This is a genomic window from Pseudoalteromonas sp. OF7H-1 (assembly GCF_022347825.1).
Lineage (GTDB): Bacteria > Pseudomonadota > Gammaproteobacteria > Enterobacterales > Alteromonadaceae > Pseudoalteromonas > Pseudoalteromonas maricaloris.
Window position 1 is genome coordinate 110,455 of record NZ_JAKRFX010000017.1, and the last position, 17,790, is coordinate 128,244.

General features: G+C 41.7%; 21 protein-coding genes and 1 riboswitch. Of the genes, 5 read left to right on the forward strand and 16 right to left on the reverse strand.

The window, feature by feature from the left end:
* The first annotated feature begins 10 nt into the window (after positions 1–10).
* Positions 11–2,176, forward strand: a complete 2,166-nt coding sequence (locus MHN30_RS18800) for a M3 family metallopeptidase (RefSeq protein ID WP_130165642.1) — start codon at positions 11–13, stop codon at positions 2,174–2,176.
* Between the two features lie 62 nt (positions 2,177–2,238).
* On the opposite strand, the gene MHN30_RS18805 is transcribed toward MHN30_RS18800, so the two are convergent.
* The 5 genes from MHN30_RS18805 to MHN30_RS18825 form a co-directional block, all read right to left on the reverse strand.
* Entirely contained in the window at positions 2,239–2,916 is a 678-nt protein-coding gene (locus MHN30_RS18805) for a LiaF domain-containing protein (RefSeq protein ID WP_239360729.1), read from the reverse strand.
* A gap of 441 nt (positions 2,917–3,357) precedes the next feature.
* A complete protein-coding gene (locus tag MHN30_RS18810; protein WP_239360731.1) occupies positions 3,358–3,921 on the reverse strand; it encodes a manganese efflux pump MntP family protein in 564 nt (187 codons plus the stop codon).
* 36 nt (positions 3,922–3,957) lie between these two features.
* Positions 3,958–4,098: riboswitch (yybP-ykoY riboswitch) on the reverse strand.
* Positions 4,099–4,169: 71 nt separating this feature from the next.
* A complete protein-coding gene (locus MHN30_RS18815) occupies positions 4,170–4,889 on the reverse strand; it encodes a nitrilase-related carbon-nitrogen hydrolase (RefSeq protein ID WP_239360735.1) in 720 nt (239 codons plus the stop codon).
* Between the two features lie 7 nt (positions 4,890–4,896).
* Positions 4,897–5,499, reverse strand: a complete 603-nt coding sequence (locus tag MHN30_RS18820) for an alpha-ketoglutarate-dependent dioxygenase AlkB (protein WP_239360737.1) — start codon at positions 5,497–5,499, stop codon at positions 4,897–4,899.
* A 151-nt stretch (positions 5,500–5,650) separates the two neighbouring features.
* Positions 5,651–6,574, reverse strand: a complete 924-nt coding sequence (locus MHN30_RS18825) for a diguanylate cyclase (RefSeq protein ID WP_130165646.1) — start codon at positions 6,572–6,574, stop codon at positions 5,651–5,653.
* 261 nt (positions 6,575–6,835) lie between these two features.
* Between MHN30_RS18825 and MHN30_RS18830 the strand changes: the two genes are divergently transcribed.
* From MHN30_RS18830 to MHN30_RS18840, 3 genes are read left to right on the forward strand one after another with little or no spacing between them, the layout of a single operon-like run.
* Positions 6,836–7,933: a PAS domain-containing sensor histidine kinase gene (locus MHN30_RS18830; protein ID WP_239360739.1), complete on the forward strand. Its 1,098-nt coding sequence runs from the start codon at positions 6,836–6,838 to the stop codon at positions 7,931–7,933.
* 11 nt (positions 7,934–7,944) lie between these two features.
* On the forward strand, positions 7,945–8,364 hold the full coding sequence (locus tag MHN30_RS18835; RefSeq protein WP_045989821.1) for a response regulator: 420 nt from the start codon (positions 7,945–7,947) through the stop codon (positions 8,362–8,364).
* Between the two features lie 11 nt (positions 8,365–8,375).
* On the forward strand, positions 8,376–10,109 hold the full coding sequence (locus MHN30_RS18840) for an EAL domain-containing response regulator (RefSeq protein ID WP_130165649.1): 1,734 nt from the start codon (positions 8,376–8,378) through the stop codon (positions 10,107–10,109).
* Positions 10,110–10,153: 44 nt separating this feature from the next.
* Here the strand turns inward: MHN30_RS18840 and MHN30_RS18845 are convergent, their stop codons facing one another.
* Both MHN30_RS18845 and MHN30_RS18850 read right to left on the reverse strand, forming a co-directional pair.
* Positions 10,154–11,614, reverse strand: a complete 1,461-nt coding sequence (locus tag MHN30_RS18845) for a dihydrolipoyl dehydrogenase (protein ID WP_130165650.1) — start codon at positions 11,612–11,614, stop codon at positions 10,154–10,156.
* A 288-nt stretch (positions 11,615–11,902) separates the two neighbouring features.
* Entirely contained in the window at positions 11,903–12,631 is a 729-nt protein-coding gene (locus MHN30_RS18850; RefSeq protein WP_069021877.1) for a glutathione peroxidase, read from the reverse strand.
* A 186-nt stretch (positions 12,632–12,817) separates the two neighbouring features.
* Between MHN30_RS18850 and MHN30_RS18855 the strand changes: the two genes are divergently transcribed.
* Positions 12,818–13,351, forward strand: a complete 534-nt coding sequence (locus MHN30_RS18855) for a DinB family protein (protein ID WP_130127508.1) — start codon at positions 12,818–12,820, stop codon at positions 13,349–13,351.
* A 54-nt stretch (positions 13,352–13,405) separates the two neighbouring features.
* Here the strand turns inward: MHN30_RS18855 and MHN30_RS18860 are convergent, their stop codons facing one another.
* The 9 genes from MHN30_RS18860 to MHN30_RS23865 all read right to left on the reverse strand — a co-directional run bounded on the left by MHN30_RS18860 (position 13,406) and on the right by MHN30_RS23865 (position 17,583).
* Positions 13,406–13,576 (reverse strand): hypothetical protein, encoded by a 171-nt coding sequence (locus MHN30_RS18860; RefSeq protein ID WP_239360741.1) that lies wholly within the window; start codon positions 13,574–13,576, stop codon positions 13,406–13,408.
* Positions 13,577–13,660: 84 nt separating this feature from the next.
* On the reverse strand, positions 13,661–14,338 hold the full coding sequence (locus MHN30_RS18865) for a GAD-like domain-containing protein (RefSeq protein WP_010605624.1): 678 nt from the start codon (positions 14,336–14,338) through the stop codon (positions 13,661–13,663).
* An 86-nt stretch (positions 14,339–14,424) separates the two neighbouring features.
* Complete coding sequence (locus MHN30_RS18870) at positions 14,425–14,676, reverse strand: hypothetical protein (protein WP_130165652.1); 252 nt, start codon at positions 14,674–14,676, stop codon at positions 14,425–14,427.
* A 280-nt stretch (positions 14,677–14,956) separates the two neighbouring features.
* Positions 14,957–15,475, reverse strand: coding sequence for a group-specific protein (locus tag MHN30_RS18875; RefSeq protein WP_130165653.1), 519 nt, complete (start codon positions 15,473–15,475; stop codon positions 14,957–14,959).
* A 96-nt stretch (positions 15,476–15,571) separates the two neighbouring features.
* Positions 15,572–15,970: an immunity 22 family protein gene (locus tag MHN30_RS18880; RefSeq protein WP_130165654.1), complete on the reverse strand. Its 399-nt coding sequence runs from the start codon at positions 15,968–15,970 to the stop codon at positions 15,572–15,574.
* Between the two features lie 427 nt (positions 15,971–16,397).
* Positions 16,398–16,865 carry an SMI1/KNR4 family protein gene (locus MHN30_RS18885; protein WP_130165655.1) on the reverse strand — a complete coding sequence of 156 codons (468 nt, stop codon included), beginning with the start codon at positions 16,863–16,865 and terminating at the stop codon, positions 16,398–16,400.
* 9 nt (positions 16,866–16,874) lie between these two features.
* Positions 16,875–17,006 carry an HNH endonuclease gene (locus MHN30_RS18890; RefSeq protein WP_226899488.1) on the reverse strand — a complete coding sequence of 44 codons (132 nt, stop codon included), beginning with the start codon at positions 17,004–17,006 and terminating at the stop codon, positions 16,875–16,877.
* Between the two features lie 28 nt (positions 17,007–17,034).
* The gene (locus tag MHN30_RS18895; protein WP_239360744.1) at positions 17,035–17,358 is read right to left on the reverse strand and encodes a hypothetical protein; all 324 of its coding nucleotides are present in this window, start codon (positions 17,356–17,358) and stop codon (positions 17,035–17,037) included.
* Between the two features lie 96 nt (positions 17,359–17,454).
* Positions 17,455–17,583, reverse strand: a complete 129-nt coding sequence (locus tag MHN30_RS23865) for a hypothetical protein (RefSeq protein WP_275446674.1) — start codon at positions 17,581–17,583, stop codon at positions 17,455–17,457.
* Between the last annotated feature and the right edge of the window lie 207 nt (positions 17,584–17,790).

Genomic DNA, 17,790 nt, shown 5'->3' on the forward strand with positions numbered 1-17,790 from the left:
ATGAAACAAAATGTTCAAACCTTCCATCACATTATTAAGTGCAGCCGTATGTTTAGCCCTTGCGGGTTGTGCGGGCACTGCAGACCAAAGCCAAGAGCCAGTAAAATCACTGCAAAGTAAGCAATATGATAACGTGCTTTTACAGGAGTTTTCAGGTCCTTATCAAGGCGTTCCTCATTTTGACAAAATGAAGCTTGAAGATTTAGAAGCCGCGCTTGAAATTGGTATGGCTGATAATTTGAAAGAAATTGAAGCAATAGCCAATAATCCAGCTAAGCCAACTTTTGAGAACACCATTGTTGCACTAGAAAGAGCGGGTGCCGCTTTGGATCGCGTTTTTACCTACTATGGTCTTTGGAGTGCAAACATTTCAAGCCCAGAGTTTAGAGAAATCCAATCGCGAGTTGTGCCTAAGTTTTCAGAGTTCAGCTCTAAAATTACCCAAAACCAAGCGCTTTTTGAACGCGTAAAAGCAGTATATGAAGGCGCTGAATATAAAAAGTTAACTGCTGAAGAGCAGCGTATCACTTGGATGCGTTATAACGGCTTTGCTCGCAATGGTGCGACGCTAAAAGGTGAAGACGCTAAGCGTTACGCAGACATCAATCTTGAGCTATCAAAGCTACATACTAAGTTTGCAAATAACGTCCTTGCAGATGAAGAAAACTACGTGGTTTACCTCACTAAAGCGCAGTTGTCAGGTTTGCCCGAGTCGTTTGTTGCATCGGCAGCGGCTGCTGCAAAAGCACGCGGCAAGGCGGATATGTATGCGATTACAAACTCTCGCTCTTCAATGGATCCATTTTTAACCTACTCAACAGAGCGTGAGTTACGCGAGAAAGTATGGAACAACTACTATAACCGCGGCAACAACGGTGGTGAGTACGACAACAAAGCGATTATCTCTGACATCTTAACGCTTAGACATGAGCGCGTTAACTTACTGGGTTACGATAATTACGCGCAGTGGCGTCTTGAAGACCGCATGGCGAAAAAGCCTGAAAACGCGATGGCGCTGATGAAAAAAGTGTGGCCAGCAGCAATTGCCCGCGTGAAAGAAGAAGTTGCTGACATGCAAGCGATCGCCGACAAAGAAGGCGCCGATATCACCATCAAGCCATGGGATTACCGTTTCTACGCCGAGAAGGTTCGCCAAGCTAAATATCAATTGGATTCAAACGAAGTTAAAGCTTATTTACAGCTAGACAATCTGCGCGAAGCAATGTTCTATGTTGCAGGCCGTTTGTTTAACTTTGAGTTCACCGAAGTGCCTAAGGGCTCAGTACCAGTGTTCCACCCTGACGTTCGTGTATGGGAAGTAACAGACAAAACCACCGGTGATAATATCGGCCTTTGGTATTTAGACCCGTTCGCACGTAAAGGTAAACGCTCTGGTGCGTGGGCCATATCATATCGTAGCCATACAACATTTGATGGTAAAACAAATGTGCTTAGCTCAAACAACTCCAACTTTGTGAAAGCACCTGAAGGTGAAGCGACCTTAATTTCTTGGTCAGATGCAGAAACCTATTTCCATGAGTTTGGTCACGCGCTGCATGCGCTTTCATCAAACGTGAAGTACCCAAGTTCAAACTCTGGTGTGCGCGACTACACTGAGTTCCAATCTCAGCTATTGGAGCGTTGGTTGGCAACGGACGAAGTGATCAATCGTTACTTGGTTCACTATAAAACAGGCAAACCTATGCCTAAAGCACTAATCGAGAAAATCAAGAAGTCAGCAACCTTTAACCAAGGTTTCGCGACGACTGAATACCTTGGATCGGCTATCATGGATATGCTTTTCCATACCACAGATCCTGACAAGATTGGCGATCCTGTTGCATTCGAAAAGTCTCAGTTAGGTGCGCTTGGCATGCCGGACGAGGTAGTGATGCGTCATCGTACAACTCACTTTGGTCACGTATTCTCAGGTGAAGGTTATTCTGCGGGTTACTACGGTTACCTGTGGGCTGAGGTATTAACTTCTGATGCAGCAGAAGCGTTTGCTGAAGCGCCAGGTGGCTTCTACGACAAAGACGTTGCACAGCGTTTAGTGGATTACCTATTCTCAGTTCGCAACTCAATGGATCCAGCAGAAGCGTATCGCAAGTTTAGAGGCCGTGACGCTGAAGTTGAGGCGCTGATGCGTGATAGAGGCTTTCCTGTAGAGAAGTAAAAAGTTTACTCTGCTATTTGGATAATAAAAAACCCCTGAACCAAGGGGTTTTTTATTAAGCTTTAGCTTTTGGATTTCGTGCCGTCACCAAATAGGGATTTAAGGCCGTCGGCAAATTGCTTTATTTGCGCTTTCATCGAGCGCTTTACACTAACTTCAATGCTACCCAAAATCATTCTGCCGTGAATATAAATTCGTGGACGCTGTTTCACCTGTCCTGCAGATGCAAGCGTATTTCTTGTGTTTTCTACTGAACCCATAATATTACGAATATCGGTGACGACATCGACTGTGTCTGGTACAAAGATTTCGTCACTGCCTAAAATGCAATCTATATAAATATGTACTTCAGGGTGACAAAAAATTGCGTTGCTAAAATCTAGTTCCAAGCTGCCAAGGTAGTTTTTTAGGTGGATCTCTTTAGGTACGACCCACTCGCCACTGCGATGGTTGGAACTAAGTATAGAGGTAATGCTTATTGCCTCAGCACCATCTACGCTTGAGGTAAATTTTGGACCCAAACGAGCGGCTTTTTCGCTGTGATATCTTGCATCCGACTTGAGCGGTAAATCAGCACTAAGTGCTGCAATTTGTTCTTGTTCGTTCAGAGCGTATGCTTTATCCAATCGTCTCTCGAATGCATCAGCCGAAAGCTCACCGTGGCTGTAATTTAGAATTAACTGGTCAATCACCTCTTCCCTGACGGATTCGAGAGGTCTATCTTTTAATGGTACAGACATATGGTTGGTTCCGTTCTCTTGATTTGTGGTTAGAGTAGCAACAACCAAGCCAACATTAAATCATTTATAAAACAAGTGGTTAGTATTTTTTAATGTCAACTTACTCTATTTATTTACTAATATTTAGTTGTACAAAATAGTATTTGGTCAAAATTACCACTATTAGATGGCAGGCAGCGCAGGTGTAGTTTGATATTGTCAGTCACTTTGCTATGGTAGTAGGTGTTCGCAAAACAACCAAAGGAGATTAGTTATGGCGAAGAAAAGCGATGTTAAAGCGCTTAAAAAAGAGCTGAAAGCGCGTAAAGCAAAGATTGAAAAGCATGAAGCGAAAATCAAAAAGCTGAAAAAAGCGATTAAAAAGGCTTAGAAGCCATTAGCCCTAACGTAAAGGGTATTAGTAAGCGAGCGGTAAATATACCGCTCTTTTTGCGAGTCAGATTAAATCGAAAGATGGCTATATAGCAACCAAGCTCCCACACAGATTAAGGTCACCCCACCAAAGGTTTCAGCTCGACTACCAAGAAACTTTCCAGCCGAATGCCCAATCATTACACCAATTGTTACCATCATGGTGGTGGCAAGGCCAATGAGCGCAGCGGCGAGCCATATATTCACATCAACAAATGCGAGACTGACACCGACAGCCATTGCATCAATGCTAGTGCCAAACGCTGTGATAATGGTTTTTAACCAAGGCTGCTTTGCGTGTTGAGTTGGTGCATCGTCATCACCCTTAAGACTCTCATAAATCATATGAGCACCAAGTCCTAACAATAAGATAAAGGCAATCCAATGATCCCAAGCCTCGACATAGCCAGCTGCAGATTGTCCTATTAACCAGCCAATCAGCGGTGTACTGGCTTCAATAATCCCAAAAATGAGGCCGATTTTTATGGCTTCGGTAAGCCGAGGTGATTTTAGGCTGGCGCCTTTACCGATTGCCGCAGCAAACGCATCGGTAGACATGGCGTATGCTAACAGTAGCAGGGTGACGAAATTCATTTACATTGCTCCGGTCGGGCGATTTGAGTCCACGATACATCCACACGCCCGACCACAGGCATGGATATATCGATGGTCTCGCCAACCGAGAGGTGTCCGCACCATGGCATGTGGCCAATTATGTTGATACGAACTCTTCCGAGCATTGGAAGCAGGCTACTCCCCAACGAGTTGCGATAATATCAAGAATTGCAGTGGATGCAAAACCAAAATTGAGCAGCTTCTGACGGTGATAATTCTCGTTACCTTTATGACGGGGTCAAGAAGTCTATTTCGGTTGTGATAAGCTGCTCTCTTGCATCGCCGAGTATAAGTACCTCGCCATTAGGGCTCACAAGAAGGCTTTGGCCGATAAATTGAATTCCCGTGCCATTGCTGTGGTCCATTCCTAGGCGATTGGCTGACATAATATGGACTTTATACTTCTTGGCTTGTTTTATGATTGTATCAAGGCTGTCTTCGCCACAATAATTTGAAGGGTTCACAATGAGCTGTACACCCTGATCGGTGAGTTGCGTCAGCCCCTCTTCAAACCAGATGTCGTAACATAATAAAATACCCACTTTAATACCCATTACTTCGTGCACGTTGAATGCATTACCTGATTGAAAAAAGCGCTTATCGGGCGGCGCTAAAAAAACCTTGCGATGCACGCCAACAATCCCTTCTGGACCCACTATAGCCGCACTATTAAAGTGCTCACAGCCTGCCTTCTCAATGATGCCAGCGATGATAGTACCGTGTTGCTGTTGTGCGATAGATTGAAGCAGGCTGATAGTCGTGCTGTCGGATAACTCCTCTGCCATTTCCTCCATATGAGTATGGCAAAGAAAGAGGCTACCTGAAGTACATAATTCGGGTAAGACGATGAGATCAAAGTCAGCCTTTGATAAGGTTTTTTCTATGGTTGTCCGGTTGCATTGAGGGTCGCCATAGTTGACTGCAAATTGATAAAACCCCACTTTCATCGTTCACCTACGTAATATTGGGCCAAGCAAACTGCCGAAAGGTCAGATTGAATCTAGCACCAACCTCTTTAGGTGCAGGAGGTACGGCATGTTGGAACTGCGTTTGAAAGCCATTCCCCATAATAAATAACGAACCATCTTCTAACAGCTGTTCAAATTGCTCATCGGGATTTTCTTGATGACGAATTTGAAACAAGCGCTCGGCACCTAAGCTCAAAGAAGCGATAACATTAGTTGGCCCAAATGCGGACAGATCACTGTGAAAGTCCATGTACTCTTCACCATCTGGATAAAAAATACAGACACAGACGCTAAATTCGATACCTATTTGAGTCTGCAATCGCTGCTGTATTGATGCAATTAAATCAGGCCAAGCTTGGCGTCTACCATGATAGCTAGGAAACACAGCTGGATCTTCGAGCCTTGGCTCTACAAACATCATTTTCCAGGGTCTAATCTCTGTATTTCCACCGTTAGGCAAGGTGATGATTTCAGGCTGAGATAAATCACAGTGCTTGATTAACCACTGATACAGTGAATGGCTTTCTGCCTTGGTAAGAAACGCTGGAATATACTCTGCCTCGGCGTTATCGATAAGTGGAAGTTTCATGACTAATTCCTTGTTGTTGCTATTTTTCTTTAACAAAAAGAACTGCACTAAAGCAATACACTAAAGCCGCTCCCTTTTCCTACTTCAGAGATTGCGCCGATCTGCCCTTTGTGGCGATGAGAATTCAAGAAAGTATGTTAACGAATAGCTACTAGCTTGCCGCTCCAAACACTCGATTTTTACCATTCTTTTTAGCTTCATATAGCGCGTTATCTGCTCTTTCTACTAACTCTTCAACAGTTTGATTGATATTATCCTCACTAAGTGAAGCGACACCAGCACTAACCGATACAGCTTTTAGTGGTGAAAGTTTATGTTCAATAGCGGTTTCGAAGAAGGTTTGTACCACTCTTTGCGCAATCTCTAAAGCGAAAGAGTAGGGGGTGTTTGGCAGTAAGATGGCAAACTCTTCACCGCCGTATCTGTACAGAGCATCCATAGGTCGACGAATATGATTTTTGGCGGTGTTAGCAAAAACCTTCAAGACATCATCACCCATTAAATGACCATATTCGTCGTTATAGAGCTTAAAATAATCAACATCCAACATTACGACACTAAGCGGACTAATAGAGCGCTTTGCACCACGATAGTGGCGCTCTAAGTCAGTATCAAATAACCTGCGATTAAACGCTTCTGTAAGTCCGTCAACGTATGAATATTCCCTAAGTTGATCGGCTTGCTTTTTATACTTTAGGTGGGTAAGTACGCGATTAAATAGCGTTCGCGCTACAATTGGTTTGCTGATGAAATCGACAGCACCTGCATCCCAGCACATTTCTTGCTGATTTTCTTTAATGTTGGATGTCACAAATATGACAGGAATTCGGGCGGTTATTGGATCTTTTTGAAGCTCTGTACAGGCCTCTATACCCGTTATCCCTTCTAGCATCCAGTCCATTAGGATTAAATCTGGCAATGCAAGTTTTACATATTCCAAGGCCTTCTCAGCACTTTCAAAAGCGACGACTTTGCATATGTCTTCTAAACATGCGCATAGCACCTTTTGAGTGAGTGGCGAGTCTTCTACGACTACTATAGTACAGTTATTTAGTTCTACTACGTCTTCAAACATGCTATTGCCTTTATTCCTGTTGCAGGCTTAGATTGTGTGCTATGTCTTTATGTTTAAAAAGTCAAAATGCACTTATGTTGCTATTAACAGGATTAATATTAGGTAAGTATCGCACTGTAAATAAAACATCTTGCACGAATAATAGTGTAGACATTTTTGTGCTGAAGCACACTTGTTATTTAACATTTCCATTACTTTTATCTTGAATAATATCGCTTTCCTACTATAGATCTTATTACCTGTTCCCAATGTAAATTCCTAATGACAGACTCAACCTCACTTGAGAAAGCAGACAGATTTGTTGGTGATGATTCTCTTTCCGATTTAATTTTTGACAATATTCCGGACTACGCCTTTATCAAAGATGATCAGCTTAGGATCGTAAAAGCGAACGATGCTTTTCGCTCCATGTATCCAGAAGAAGCCAGAGAGAAAATTATTGGCTACACCACACTTGACTCTTATCAACCAGAAGAAGTAGAAGAGTTCATTAAAGATGATAAAAAAGCCTTGGAAACAGGGTATGCAGAGTGTTTGGAGATTATCAATTTCCCAGATGGTGGCGTAAGAACATTATTTACTCGCAAAAAGCGATTCTATGATGCCAAAGGCGCGACTTTTATTTTAGGGCTTTCCAGTGACGTGACCGAAAGGGAGCATCTTCTTGCTCAGTTAAAGCGCTCCAATGAAGCCTTAGACGAATTTGCTTATATTGCCTCTCATGATTTAAAAGCGCCACTCAATGCGATTTCCAAGTTGGTAACTTGGATTGATGAAGACTACGGCGATGAGTTACCCGAAGGCGCTAAGGAGAATTTTGATTTAATTCAGCAACGTGTGTCAAGAATGAGTAAATTGCTCCATGATTTACTGATTTACTCGCGGGTAAATCGAAAGCATAGCGAAAACGAAACGTTTGAATTCAGCGAGTTTACAAAAGAGATATATGACTCGATTGATATTGAGGCGAAGCTGAAATTGGAATGTACTTCTTTATTTGTCACTTTACCAAAAACAGCACTTGAAGTAGTTACCCGCAATTTAATTAGCAACTCGCTTAAACACCACGACTGTGAAAATGGCTCACTAATAATCCACATTAAAGAAAGCCCAGAAGAATATGAAATGCATTTTATTGACGATGGACCGGGGATCCCACCTGAGTATAGAGAGAAAGTATTTGAAATGTTCCAAACGCTTAAACCTAGAGATCAACAAGAAGGTAGTGGTATGGGTTTGGCAATAATTAAAAAAGTGCTCAATTTCTATGGTGGCTCGGTCGACATTGTGGATAGTAATGTTGGCACTGAGTTTGTGATCAAGTGGCCAAAAGTTGATACCAGAGTTAACCCAAATTAGGGATTCATTTTATGCAAAATAATGATATTACAGTGCTGGTCGTCGAGGATGATGACATTGACTATATGACAGTAAAGCGTAGCTTTTCAAAACGCAAGATTATGAACCCTATGGTTCGGGCAATTGATGGCGTTGAAGCGTTAGAATTCTTACAAACTAAAAAAATAGATTATCCATTTATTGTTCTATTAGATTTAAAAATGCCTCGCATGGGTGGGCTTGAGTTTTTAGGTAAGTTGAGGGATGACCCAGAGTTAAAAGATACCGTTGTGTTCGTACTCACAACTTCGAAAGATGAAGATGATATTCATCATAGTTATGAAAAAAACGTAGCAGGATATTTTTTAAAAGAAGAAGCAAGTAACTCAATGATGAGCCTTGTTGATATGTTGGATGGATATTGGCGAATTGTACAGTTTCCAACTAAGTAATGAGGTTGTAAATGAATATATTGCTCGTTGATGATGATGTAGTTGACCGAAAGATGATCCGCCGTTCCTTAGTGAAAGGCGGGATTGAACATCAATTGACAGAAGTTAGTACAGTAGAAGAAGGAATCTTTGCGCTAGAAGAGCTTTGCTTCGACCTATTACTACTGGATTACAATATGCCGTCCAAAAATGGTTTGGACTTACTTATTGAACTTAAGCGTATTAACCATATTAAAGATTTAACCATAGTCATGATCAGCAATTCGCATTCTGAAGAGTTGGTTTTGAAATGTCTAGATTTGGGCGTACAGGACTTTCTACTCAAAGAAGAAGTCACCGCATCGCTTTTGAGCCGTTCTATTATCCAAGCAAGGAAACGCTTTGAGCTAGAAAGTCAACTGCATAAAAGCTACCTGCAAGTAAAGCAGATGGCTGAACGCGACTCATTGACGGGGTTGTATAATCGTTACTATTTTGAAGAAACCTGCCAGCGGTTGATGCAAGCCGATAAAAAGCGCTATAAGTGTGCTGGGATCCTTGTCGTTGATATCGTCGATTTTAAAAAGATAAATGACCGCTTTGGCCATGAAATCGCTGATCAACTTTTACTTGAACTAGGAGCAAGCTTCAAGAGGCACACCAAGCAAGAGGATATTGTCAGTCGTTTTGGTGGAGACGAGTTTGCTTGTTTGATGGTGTCTTGTGACAACCCGCTTCAAATTAAAATAGAAGCTGAAAAGCTTATCCGGTTACTAAGCCGAAGCTATTCAATCTATGAGTTGGACATCTACTGCCAAGTAAGAATGGGAATTTCTCTTTACCCACTCAATGGTAATAATGCTGATGACTTAATACGTTTTGCTGATATTGCACTATTTAGGGCTAAATCCTCGCAAAGTGCGATAGCGTGTATTTTTGAAGATAATATGCAGACTGAGTTCCAAATGAAGTATAACGTGGAGCAAGACTTAAGAGGAGCGATAGAGAGGCAAGAGTTAGAGTTAGCGTTTCAGCCGATTGTAGATATTCAGCAGGCCAAAGTCGTGTCTCTCGAAGCGTTGATCCGATGGCCTACTGCAAAATACACAAGTAGTCCTCAAGAGTTCATTACAATCGCTGAAGAGTCAAAGCTCATAGAACCGTTGGGGAAGTGGATTATTGAGCACGCGATCACTACATTGAAACTGATACAGACAAAGTGCGGATATCCTATTCGTTTAGCGATAAACCTGTCGCCATTACAGCTCGGAGACATTTCTCTACCAGCATATATCAATGATTGTCTAAAACGAGTCGATATTGACGGTACTTTATTTACCTTTGAGCTAACAGAAACTGCGCTTTTGGATGAAAGTGAACGGGTAATATCAAGCCTAAGCCGCATTAAAGAGCTTGGCTGCAAGATTGCGCTAGATGATTTTGGAACGGGCTATTCTTCAATATCACATTTGCTCAATTATCCAATTGATATTGTTAAAGTGGATAAATCGCTTACCGACAGAATTGAGGTAGACGATAGAGGGAAAAGGATATTTAAGGGTTTGATTGATATGCTTAAGAGCCTGCAGTTGAGCATTGTTGTCGAAGGTGTTGAGAACTATCAGCAGTATTATGTGTGCAAAGAAGCACGAGTAGATAAAATTCAGGGGTATTACTTTTCGAGCCCTGTTTCCGAAAAGTCCGTAGTGAAAACGATAAAAGCGGTAAATAGAGAGCTCGCCAGAGAATTTAAAGCAACGCAGTAAAAAGATAAAGCCAGCAGTTACGGCCGGCTCCAGCAATGTTTGTATTAAGCACCAGGACCACATTCCAAGCAGTGCTTGATAATATCCGGGCCAAACTTCAAGTTTGCATTTAGATTTCGCAGTGCCGTTCTTAGGCCTTCTTCTATCACTGGGTGGTAGAAAGGCATGTCGAGCATTTGTGGCACGGTCATCTTGTTTTGTAGCGCCCAAGCAAGTAAATGCGCCATATGCTCAGCAGCTGGGCCGACAAATTCGGCACCTAAGAATAATCCGGTGCCTTGCTCAGCGTAGACTCGCATATGGCCTTTGTTTTTTAACATCACGCGGCTGCGGCCTTGGTTTTCAAAGCTTACCTCTCCGATGGCAAAGCAGCCACAATTGCCATATTGCTTTTCCAGCTCTTTATAACTTGCTCCAACCATGGCAATTTGTGGGTCGCTAAATACCGCCGCAAGCTTTGCACGGCGCAGTCCCACTCTCACATCAGGGAAGCGACCGGCATTTTCACCTGCAATCGTGCCTTGATCTGCGGCTTCATGTAGAAGCGGGATCTGGTTGCTGGCATCACCTGCAATAAAAATCGGGGCGTTACCAGAGCCATCAAGACATTGCATGGTATGTGGGTCGGCTAGCGGTACGCCTCGGTCATCAAGTTCAAGCGTGGTATTTTCTAGCCCAAGGTTATCAACATTGGGCACACGGCCTGTGGCTGCCAACACATAGTCAAACTGCTCGGTTTGTGGTTTCCCTTGTTTGTCAATGTAGGTAAGCTCGGCTTTGTCACCGACCTGTTTCATATCTGATACTTTGGCATCTGTGTCGAGGTAAAACTCATCACTGAACACAGTGGTGGCATAGTCTTTGACGATTGGATCGGTTAGTGGTCCAAGGCCACCGCCGACACCAAATACTTTGACCTTTACGCCAAGTCGGTGTAGCGCTTGACCTAGTTCTAAGCCAATGACGCCGGGGCCAAATACAGCAACTGAGTCAGGCAAGTCATCCCAGTCAAAAACGTTATCGTTAATGACTAAGCGGTCGCCAAAATTATTAAACGCACCGGGGTAGCTAGGTCTTGAACCTGTAGCGATTACAAAGCGTTTGGCTGTGATCTGAGTGTGGTCGTCCAACTGTACCGTATGGCTGTTGATAAATTTTGCACTGCCGCGTAGTTTATCTTGCAGAGGCAATTCGTCGACAGCTTCGACGACAAAGCCAACGAAGCGATCTCGCTCACGTTTGACTCTCGCCATAACCGCTTTACCGTCAATTTCAGCGGGTTTTACATTAATACCAAATTTAGGTGCGACTTCAATTTGATGTGCGGCTTCAGCTGCGGCAATCAGTAACTTGCTCGGCATGCAACCAACCCGTGCGCACGTTGTGCCGTATACGCCAGACTCAATCATCAGTACTTCTGAGGTATATTTTTTGGCATTTCTATAGGCGCTGAGACCCGCTGTTCCCGCACCAATCACGACTACGTCGGTGTTTATCTTTTTCATTTTTTGCTCCGAAATCAGAAGTGTGATACCAATTTACTTAATTAAGAGGTCTATTTGAGGCGAGAAAATCTTGTCGATAGCCAGGCAAAAATTTTGCTATTTAGTTGTTCTAAATGAGAAATTTTTAACGTAGTTAGCGTCAGATTTGCTCCTTCAAATTGAGCAAGTATTAAGATAAATTGGTATACTCCCCCATGACAGTCAGTTATTAGCCATCGTGTTGTGTTGAGGGGGAACATTTTGACTTGGTGAGCAAGTTCACCAAGTCATGTTGTGGGGGATGAGTGATTAAGCGAAATATTCAGCTAAATCGTCTGAACCACCGATGTGTTTACCGCCGATAAATACTTGCGGCACGGTTTCGCGACCAGACAGCGCTTTAAGACTGGTTAGCGATGCTTGTTGACCAAGTACCAGCTCTTCATATGCCAGTCCCTTTTCTTTTAGCAAGGCTTTGGCTTTTTCACAGAATGGACAGCCAATCTTGCTAATAACGGTAACCGGCTCTGGTTTGATTTGGCGCGGGTTAATGTACTCCAGCATAGTATCCGCGTCTGATACCTCAAACGGGTCGCCAGGCTTTTCTGGTTCGATAAACATTTTGTCAATCACACCATCTTTTACCAGCATTGAATAACGCCAGCTGCGTTTGCCAAAACCTAAATCGTTTTTATCAACTAACATGCCCATGCCGTCAGTGAATTCGCCGTTACCGTCAGGTAGTAGTGTAATATTCTGCGCTTCTTGGTACTGTGCCCATGCGTTCATTACAAACGTATCATTAACGGATAAACACACGATTTCGTCGACACCATTTTGTTTAAATACGCTAGCAAGCTCGTTATAGCGCGGTAAGTGCGTAGACGAACAAGTTGGTGTAAAAGCACCAGGCAAAGAAAATACAACTACAGTTTTACCTTTAAAAATTTCATCGCTGGTGACGTGCTTCCACTCTTCATTTTCTCTAATTGGGAATGTAACCTGTGGTACGCGTTGACCTTCAATATTCTTTAACATTTTGCTTTCCTTCTTAAGTTGATGTAGCCATTATGCCGCGCGCATTTTGATTTGTATAATTGATAGTTAAGATTAAAGTGTTCAATAAAATTGATTGTTTTCAACTTCAAATATTTGTATTTTTTAACCTAGCCAATGCCGCTAAGTTGAGGTTAGTCAATTTTTACGGGAACAGGGAATATTTAGATGAAAGCAAACTTTGAATTAATGGCGGATTACAATCGCTGGATGAACGAAAGATTATATGAAGCTGTTTCGGGATTGAGCGTCACGGAATTACACCAAGATCGAGGGGCTTTTTTTGGCTCCATCATGGGCTCGTTAAACCATATTCTTGTTGCTGATATTATTTGGCTTAAGCGCTATACAGAGCATAGCCACCATATTGAAGCACTGAACGCTATAGCAACGATGCCGCTGCCGACAAAACTTGATGCGATGTTGTATGAAGATTTTGCAGCGTTGAGACAGGCAAGGGCTGAAATGGATAAGGTGATTATTGAATTTGCGAATGAAGTCACTGAGGAGGCGCTTGCAGCCGATTTACACTACAAAAACACACAAGGTAAAACCTTTTCTCGCAAGTTTGGTTTTTTAGTGCATCATTTATTTAATCATCAGACGCACCATAGAGGGCAAATAACGACATTACTCAGCCAGATTGGTATTGATATGGGAGAAACCGATCTATTAGCGCGGATCCCCACATCATTTGGTTAGCGCTCTGGCTGGTTTTACCGCTTCAGTTATGTCTAGTGTTTTGTGCTAGTGGCATCACCCGCTTATAAAGACTAAACCAATTCCGGTGATGGTGAAGTTGTTGTCTGCCTTGAGTGTTATATCACTTTGGATAACACTGCGATGGCTGCGACCCGCCTTAAGGGTCAAATCTTGTTTGGCGCTGACGTCAATTTGATTAGCGGTGAGTTCAAAGTTAATCATCATCGCATTTTCAATTAATAAGTAAGTGTTTTTAGTGGTAAGGAGTTAAGTAGTTTTTATTTGCTACTTTAATAACAGGAGCATTTATTATGAATAAGCCTTAGCTATAAGCCCTTGTTGGTCTAGTATTTCTTTCTGACCAAATGATGCTAATACACTTAGATGGGCGAAAATATTTACTTTACTGACATTGTCAATGGTAGGCTGCCCACCAAGAAAAAAAGCGGGTTCAAAAGCATACATTTCGTTATATTTTAATTGAGATAATCGAAGTTTACATTTCTCAAAAAGTAAGCCTCCACTCGTATCATCTATATCCAGTGATGTTGGTCTTTTTGCACTAAAGAAAAACTGTATGGCATCGTTTTCTTCTCCAACTGCTATGTCTTCGGCATTACCTTCTTTCTCTATAATCCAACCGTGAGATGGGTCGATTAGATATTTATGTCCAAATTTCTCTCCCCATAAGAATAGCTCTCCAAAAGCACTGCGAGCAATTACATAATATGTGTCTTGCTCGATGATACCTATATCTCCAAGCCATGCATCTAAGGTATCTTCAAAATCATCGGGATTAGTTAACCAAAAAAGTCCTTCCCCGAAACCAGAAAATCCGTATTCACTCCAATATTCTAATAATCTAGTAGGTAGTTTACCTTCAAACTTTTTTATTATTTCTGCTGGGGCTTGATGTTTTTCAGTAGGCTCTTCAAATTTTTCAAGAAACCACTCGAAATCTTCATCTATTTCAAATTGTTTAGTCATTATTTTAACCTCCTTACTTACACCGTTCTAATTCTACATTCATTTGGGTGGTAAGGCCCATTGCTCTCAACGCAACCCTTGCTGCCTCACCTATACCGGAAACTCTCCATAAACTGAAACGTTTTACCTATGGCTTGCATGCCTTCGATAGCGGCGTCAGGGAGTAGTAGGTCGTAGTGCCAACTGGTGGACATGTCATCGAGTGAATCGCGCAGGTCTTTGACGATGTTTTTAACTTCCGTGGCGGATTGTTTTCCTAGGTCTTGCCAGTTGATGCCTCTTAGGTATTTAACTGGGTCGCCTTTACCGACTTTTCTTTGGGTAAAAAGCCGCAGCACGGCAAGCGCAGCGGAGAGTGATTCTCCGGTATTTTTTAAGATAACCTTGTCTATGGTTGTGACATGTCTTGGGCCTCTATTGGTGGCTTTGAATAACCCCTACAGCATCTGATTTTGAAGGTAGTGAAACGATGTTAGTATTTTAAATTAACTCGGACACGCGAAGCGCTAAGAAGTTATGAGTTGAGCTAGTGATCCTGACTTTTTAATAAAAGCTTTTATCTTAGATGTGTTGTACTAATTTTCTCCGAAAATCAGCGAACACAGCTTTCGAATAATATCATTGCTTTCTAGCTCGTTCATTTAGAACTTTAAGTAAGTCAGAATCGCCTTTTACCCAGAACTTGTCATCATCAGGAAAAATATTCTCTGGGTACTCATTTGCAAAATCTATAAATTCACCGCTCCAATGTTGCGGTATGTACTTTTCCATTTGCACGCCTTCATAATAAAATGCGGCTACACTTTTAGCATCAAAGTCGATAAACATGATAGGGAATAAATCAGCAACATCCCACCAAGAGCTAGCTGATGGAAACCTAGATTCAAGCCTTGCACTTAGTTCGCTACAACTTATTTCATTACCCTGAATTTTATCGAGAAAAGTCTCAACATAATTTTCATCTAAAATATGGAGGCCAAATCTATCCGAGTCGTCAAGCTCTGGAACTTGATATCCATTTTCTATAAAAGCGTCTCTTAGTTTTACCAAATCTAATATCCATAACTCTCGTTCACCCTTAAACCAGCGAATTTTACTTTGATAGCGTATAACTACTATTACTACTTCGTTAATCATGACTAATAAAAATATTTTTAATGATAAGTTAACTTACTTAGAAAATACTCACGTTCTTTTTAATAAATAGATATGGATTCACATCCACTTGAGATTCTAATCATCTTCCTCATAAGCAAATGAACCGATAAAAACAGGGTCACTTTGAACAGAGCGTGTTATTTTTTTAGGGTCATAATCAAAATCAAACTGACAAACAAGCCACCTTGCTTTGGTAATACCGATTGACTTAGCAGAGTCTATGGCACTTTTTTCAAAGGAACTTGCATAAGATATTTCTGTAAAAAGTTCTGCAATATCGACAATTCCTGACTCTATATACTCAGATTCTTGATTTGCTAAGTCATAATAACCAACGCCACACAGATCTTGTAGAACATCAACTTCTATAGATTCATCCGCAGCTTCAACTCCAAGCCATATAGAAACAACACCGTCTTTTTCAAACCCCTGAGTATAATAGTCGTCTTCTTCTAGGTATTCCTCTCTGGTCATTTTAATGCGCCTTATTTATGAAATCCCTTGGGCAATGAAATATAACCACCTTCAACCCACTTTCTGATATTGTTTTTAAGGATCTAGACTTTCAGATCTTTTTATTATTTTTTGCAATTGATTGTAGATCTTTTCGAGTTTGGAGTTCTCGATCCCAGGGTGAGAGCATACAGTGTTAACTACCATTAACACTGAAGGTCAGCTCTGCCTCAAGTTCATCGTCAATTGAAGTTCGTACATATTTGCGACGTATCGAATCTTCACGACCAGTGTGTTTTACAAAATTATAAGCAACCGGTCTGAACAGTGCAGTTTTCCGCCGAAATTGGTTCACTTTTCTGACAAGCACCTTTCTTAATTACGACATCTAATACCCAATGCTAATAAGGGGGACGCAAACTAACCGTTTATATTACCTATATTCAGCCTAGCAGAGACGTTCAACAAAAGCTTCAAAACTATCCGAAACTAGTACAAAAACAGGACTTAATTCATCTGATTCATTATGATCCCAGAGTACAACTGACGGCTCAATATCGCTATCTTTGAAGTTTAAACATAAAAAGTCTCCACCAAAAACATGAGCAAAAGGAAGTAGCTCAGCACCCACTAAATCTTCATTGTCGGTTAGGCGCTCTTCAATCTGAGCGAGCACCACTTTTATTTCGTATTGCATAATATCGTCTGACAAATTTGAAGCGTTTGTGATAAGAAGTGTTCGTTCAATCAACCGCTCCTCATTGTCTATGTCGTAAGTTAACCCTTCAAAAGCAACGCCATTGTTGTTGCGGAAAAACTCGATAAATGAATGTGGAAGTTTCACTCTGCAAAAGCTTTCCAATTCAAATATGCTTGAGTTATTTAACTCATAAGAGTCATTACGTTTAGTGAGCATATATAACCTCTATCTTTTGCTGTATGCCCAATGGCCTTTCGATCTTCCACCTTGGTGGTTAATCATATTATGAGGACCAAAAGGAACCAACTCCATAACACCAGGAATCTCTGAGTGATGCCAAGTGTTACCATCTCTCATACCTACAGGCAACTTTTCATTGAGCCACTTAAATTGAATGTAATCTGATTTTTTTCCATAGCCCTTCTGGTAATTCTAACTTTGCTTTAATTAAATCAGCTGACGCAAAGTCAGGGTATTTTGTTCCAGATTTAAACGAAACATTATCAACCAAACCTTTATCAATAGCCTTTTGCTTGATTGCTCTTTTTTCCTTAATAGTAAGCTTATCGCCATCTGGAAAATCTTTCCAAGACCAAGGTTTATTTGAATTAATTAAACTCGCATAATCGGAAGCTTGTATCTCTAGTTTTTCAGCTAGTAACAACTTGTTTTGACCGCTGGGCAGCTCATTCCCTTTTGGCGGTTCCAATTCATCGGCTTTGGCTTTGGAGGGCTTGTCGGTAACGCCTCGAATTGGTGATTGACCCTGATACTCATCCAGTGCTTTATTAACTCGCTGTCCGATTTATTGGGCTGCTTGTTGCATATGCTGGTCGATTTTGGGGGTGACGTCATCTAGGCGTTTTACTGTGGCTTGCATACCTTCGATGGCGGCGTCTGGAAGTAGTAGGTCGTAGTGCCAACTGGTAGACATGTCATCAAGTGAATCGCGCAGGCCTTTGACGATGTTTTTAACTTCCGTGGCGGATTGTTTTCCTAGGTCTTGCCAGTTGATGTCTCTTAGGTATTTAACTGGGTCGCCTTTACCGAGCTTGCGTAAAACGGCAAGCGCAGCAGAGAGCGATTCTCCGGTATTTTTTTAAGATAACTTTGACTATGGTTATGATATGTCTTGGGTCTT

Excerpts from the sequence above, each read along its gene's own strand:
- MHN30_RS18875 (WP_130165653.1), bottom strand. The coding sequence starts at position 15,475 with ATGATTAACGAAGTAGTAATAGTAGTTATACGCTATCAAAGTAAAATT.
- MHN30_RS18815 (WP_239360735.1), bottom strand. The coding sequence starts at position 4,889 with ATGAAAGTGGGGTTTTATCAATTTGCAGTCAACTATGGCGACCCTCAA.
- MHN30_RS18825 (WP_130165646.1), bottom strand. The coding sequence starts at position 6,574 with ATGTTTGAAGACGTAGTAGAACTAAATAACTGTACTATAGTAGTCGTA.
- MHN30_RS18860 (WP_239360741.1), bottom strand. The coding sequence starts at position 13,576 with ATGATGATTAACTTTGAACTCACCGCTAATCAAATTGACGTCAGCGCC.
- MHN30_RS18800 (WP_130165642.1), top strand. The coding sequence starts at position 11 with ATGTTCAAACCTTCCATCACATTATTAAGTGCAGCCGTATGTTTAGCC.
- MHN30_RS18850 (WP_069021877.1), bottom strand. The coding sequence starts at position 12,631 with ATGTTAAAGAATATTGAAGGTCAACGCGTACCACAGGTTACATTCCCA.
- MHN30_RS18880 (WP_130165654.1), bottom strand. The coding sequence starts at position 15,970 with ATGACCAGAGAGGAATACCTAGAAGAAGACGACTATTATACTCAGGGG.
- MHN30_RS18840 (WP_130165649.1), top strand. The coding sequence starts at position 8,376 with ATGAATATATTGCTCGTTGATGATGATGTAGTTGACCGAAAGATGATC.
- MHN30_RS18805 (WP_239360729.1), bottom strand. The coding sequence starts at position 2,916 with ATGTCTGTACCATTAAAAGATAGACCTCTCGAATCCGTCAGGGAAGAG.
- MHN30_RS18820 (WP_239360737.1), bottom strand. The coding sequence starts at position 5,499 with ATGAAACTTCCACTTATCGATAACGCCGAGGCAGAGTATATTCCAGCG.
- MHN30_RS18855 (WP_130127508.1), top strand. The coding sequence starts at position 12,818 with ATGAAAGCAAACTTTGAATTAATGGCGGATTACAATCGCTGGATGAAC.
- MHN30_RS18885 (WP_130165655.1), bottom strand. The coding sequence starts at position 16,865 with ATGCTCACTAAACGTAATGACTCTTATGAGTTAAATAACTCAAGCATA.
- MHN30_RS18830 (WP_239360739.1), top strand. The coding sequence starts at position 6,836 with ATGACAGACTCAACCTCACTTGAGAAAGCAGACAGATTTGTTGGTGAT.
- MHN30_RS18865 (WP_010605624.1), bottom strand. The coding sequence starts at position 14,338 with ATGACTAAACAATTTGAAATAGATGAAGATTTCGAGTGGTTTCTTGAA.
- MHN30_RS18810 (WP_239360731.1), bottom strand. The coding sequence starts at position 3,921 with ATGAATTTCGTCACCCTGCTACTGTTAGCATACGCCATGTCTACCGAT.
- MHN30_RS18890 (WP_226899488.1), bottom strand. The coding sequence starts at position 17,006 with ATGAGAGATGGTAACACTTGGCATCACTCAGAGATTCCTGGTGTTATG.
- MHN30_RS23865 (WP_275446674.1), bottom strand. The coding sequence starts at position 17,583 with ATGTCTACCAGTTGGCACTACGACCTACTACTTCCAGACGCCGCCATC.
- MHN30_RS18835 (WP_045989821.1), top strand. The coding sequence starts at position 7,945 with ATGCAAAATAATGATATTACAGTGCTGGTCGTCGAGGATGATGACATT.
- MHN30_RS18845 (WP_130165650.1), bottom strand. The coding sequence starts at position 11,614 with ATGAAAAAGATAAACACCGACGTAGTCGTGATTGGTGCGGGAACAGCG.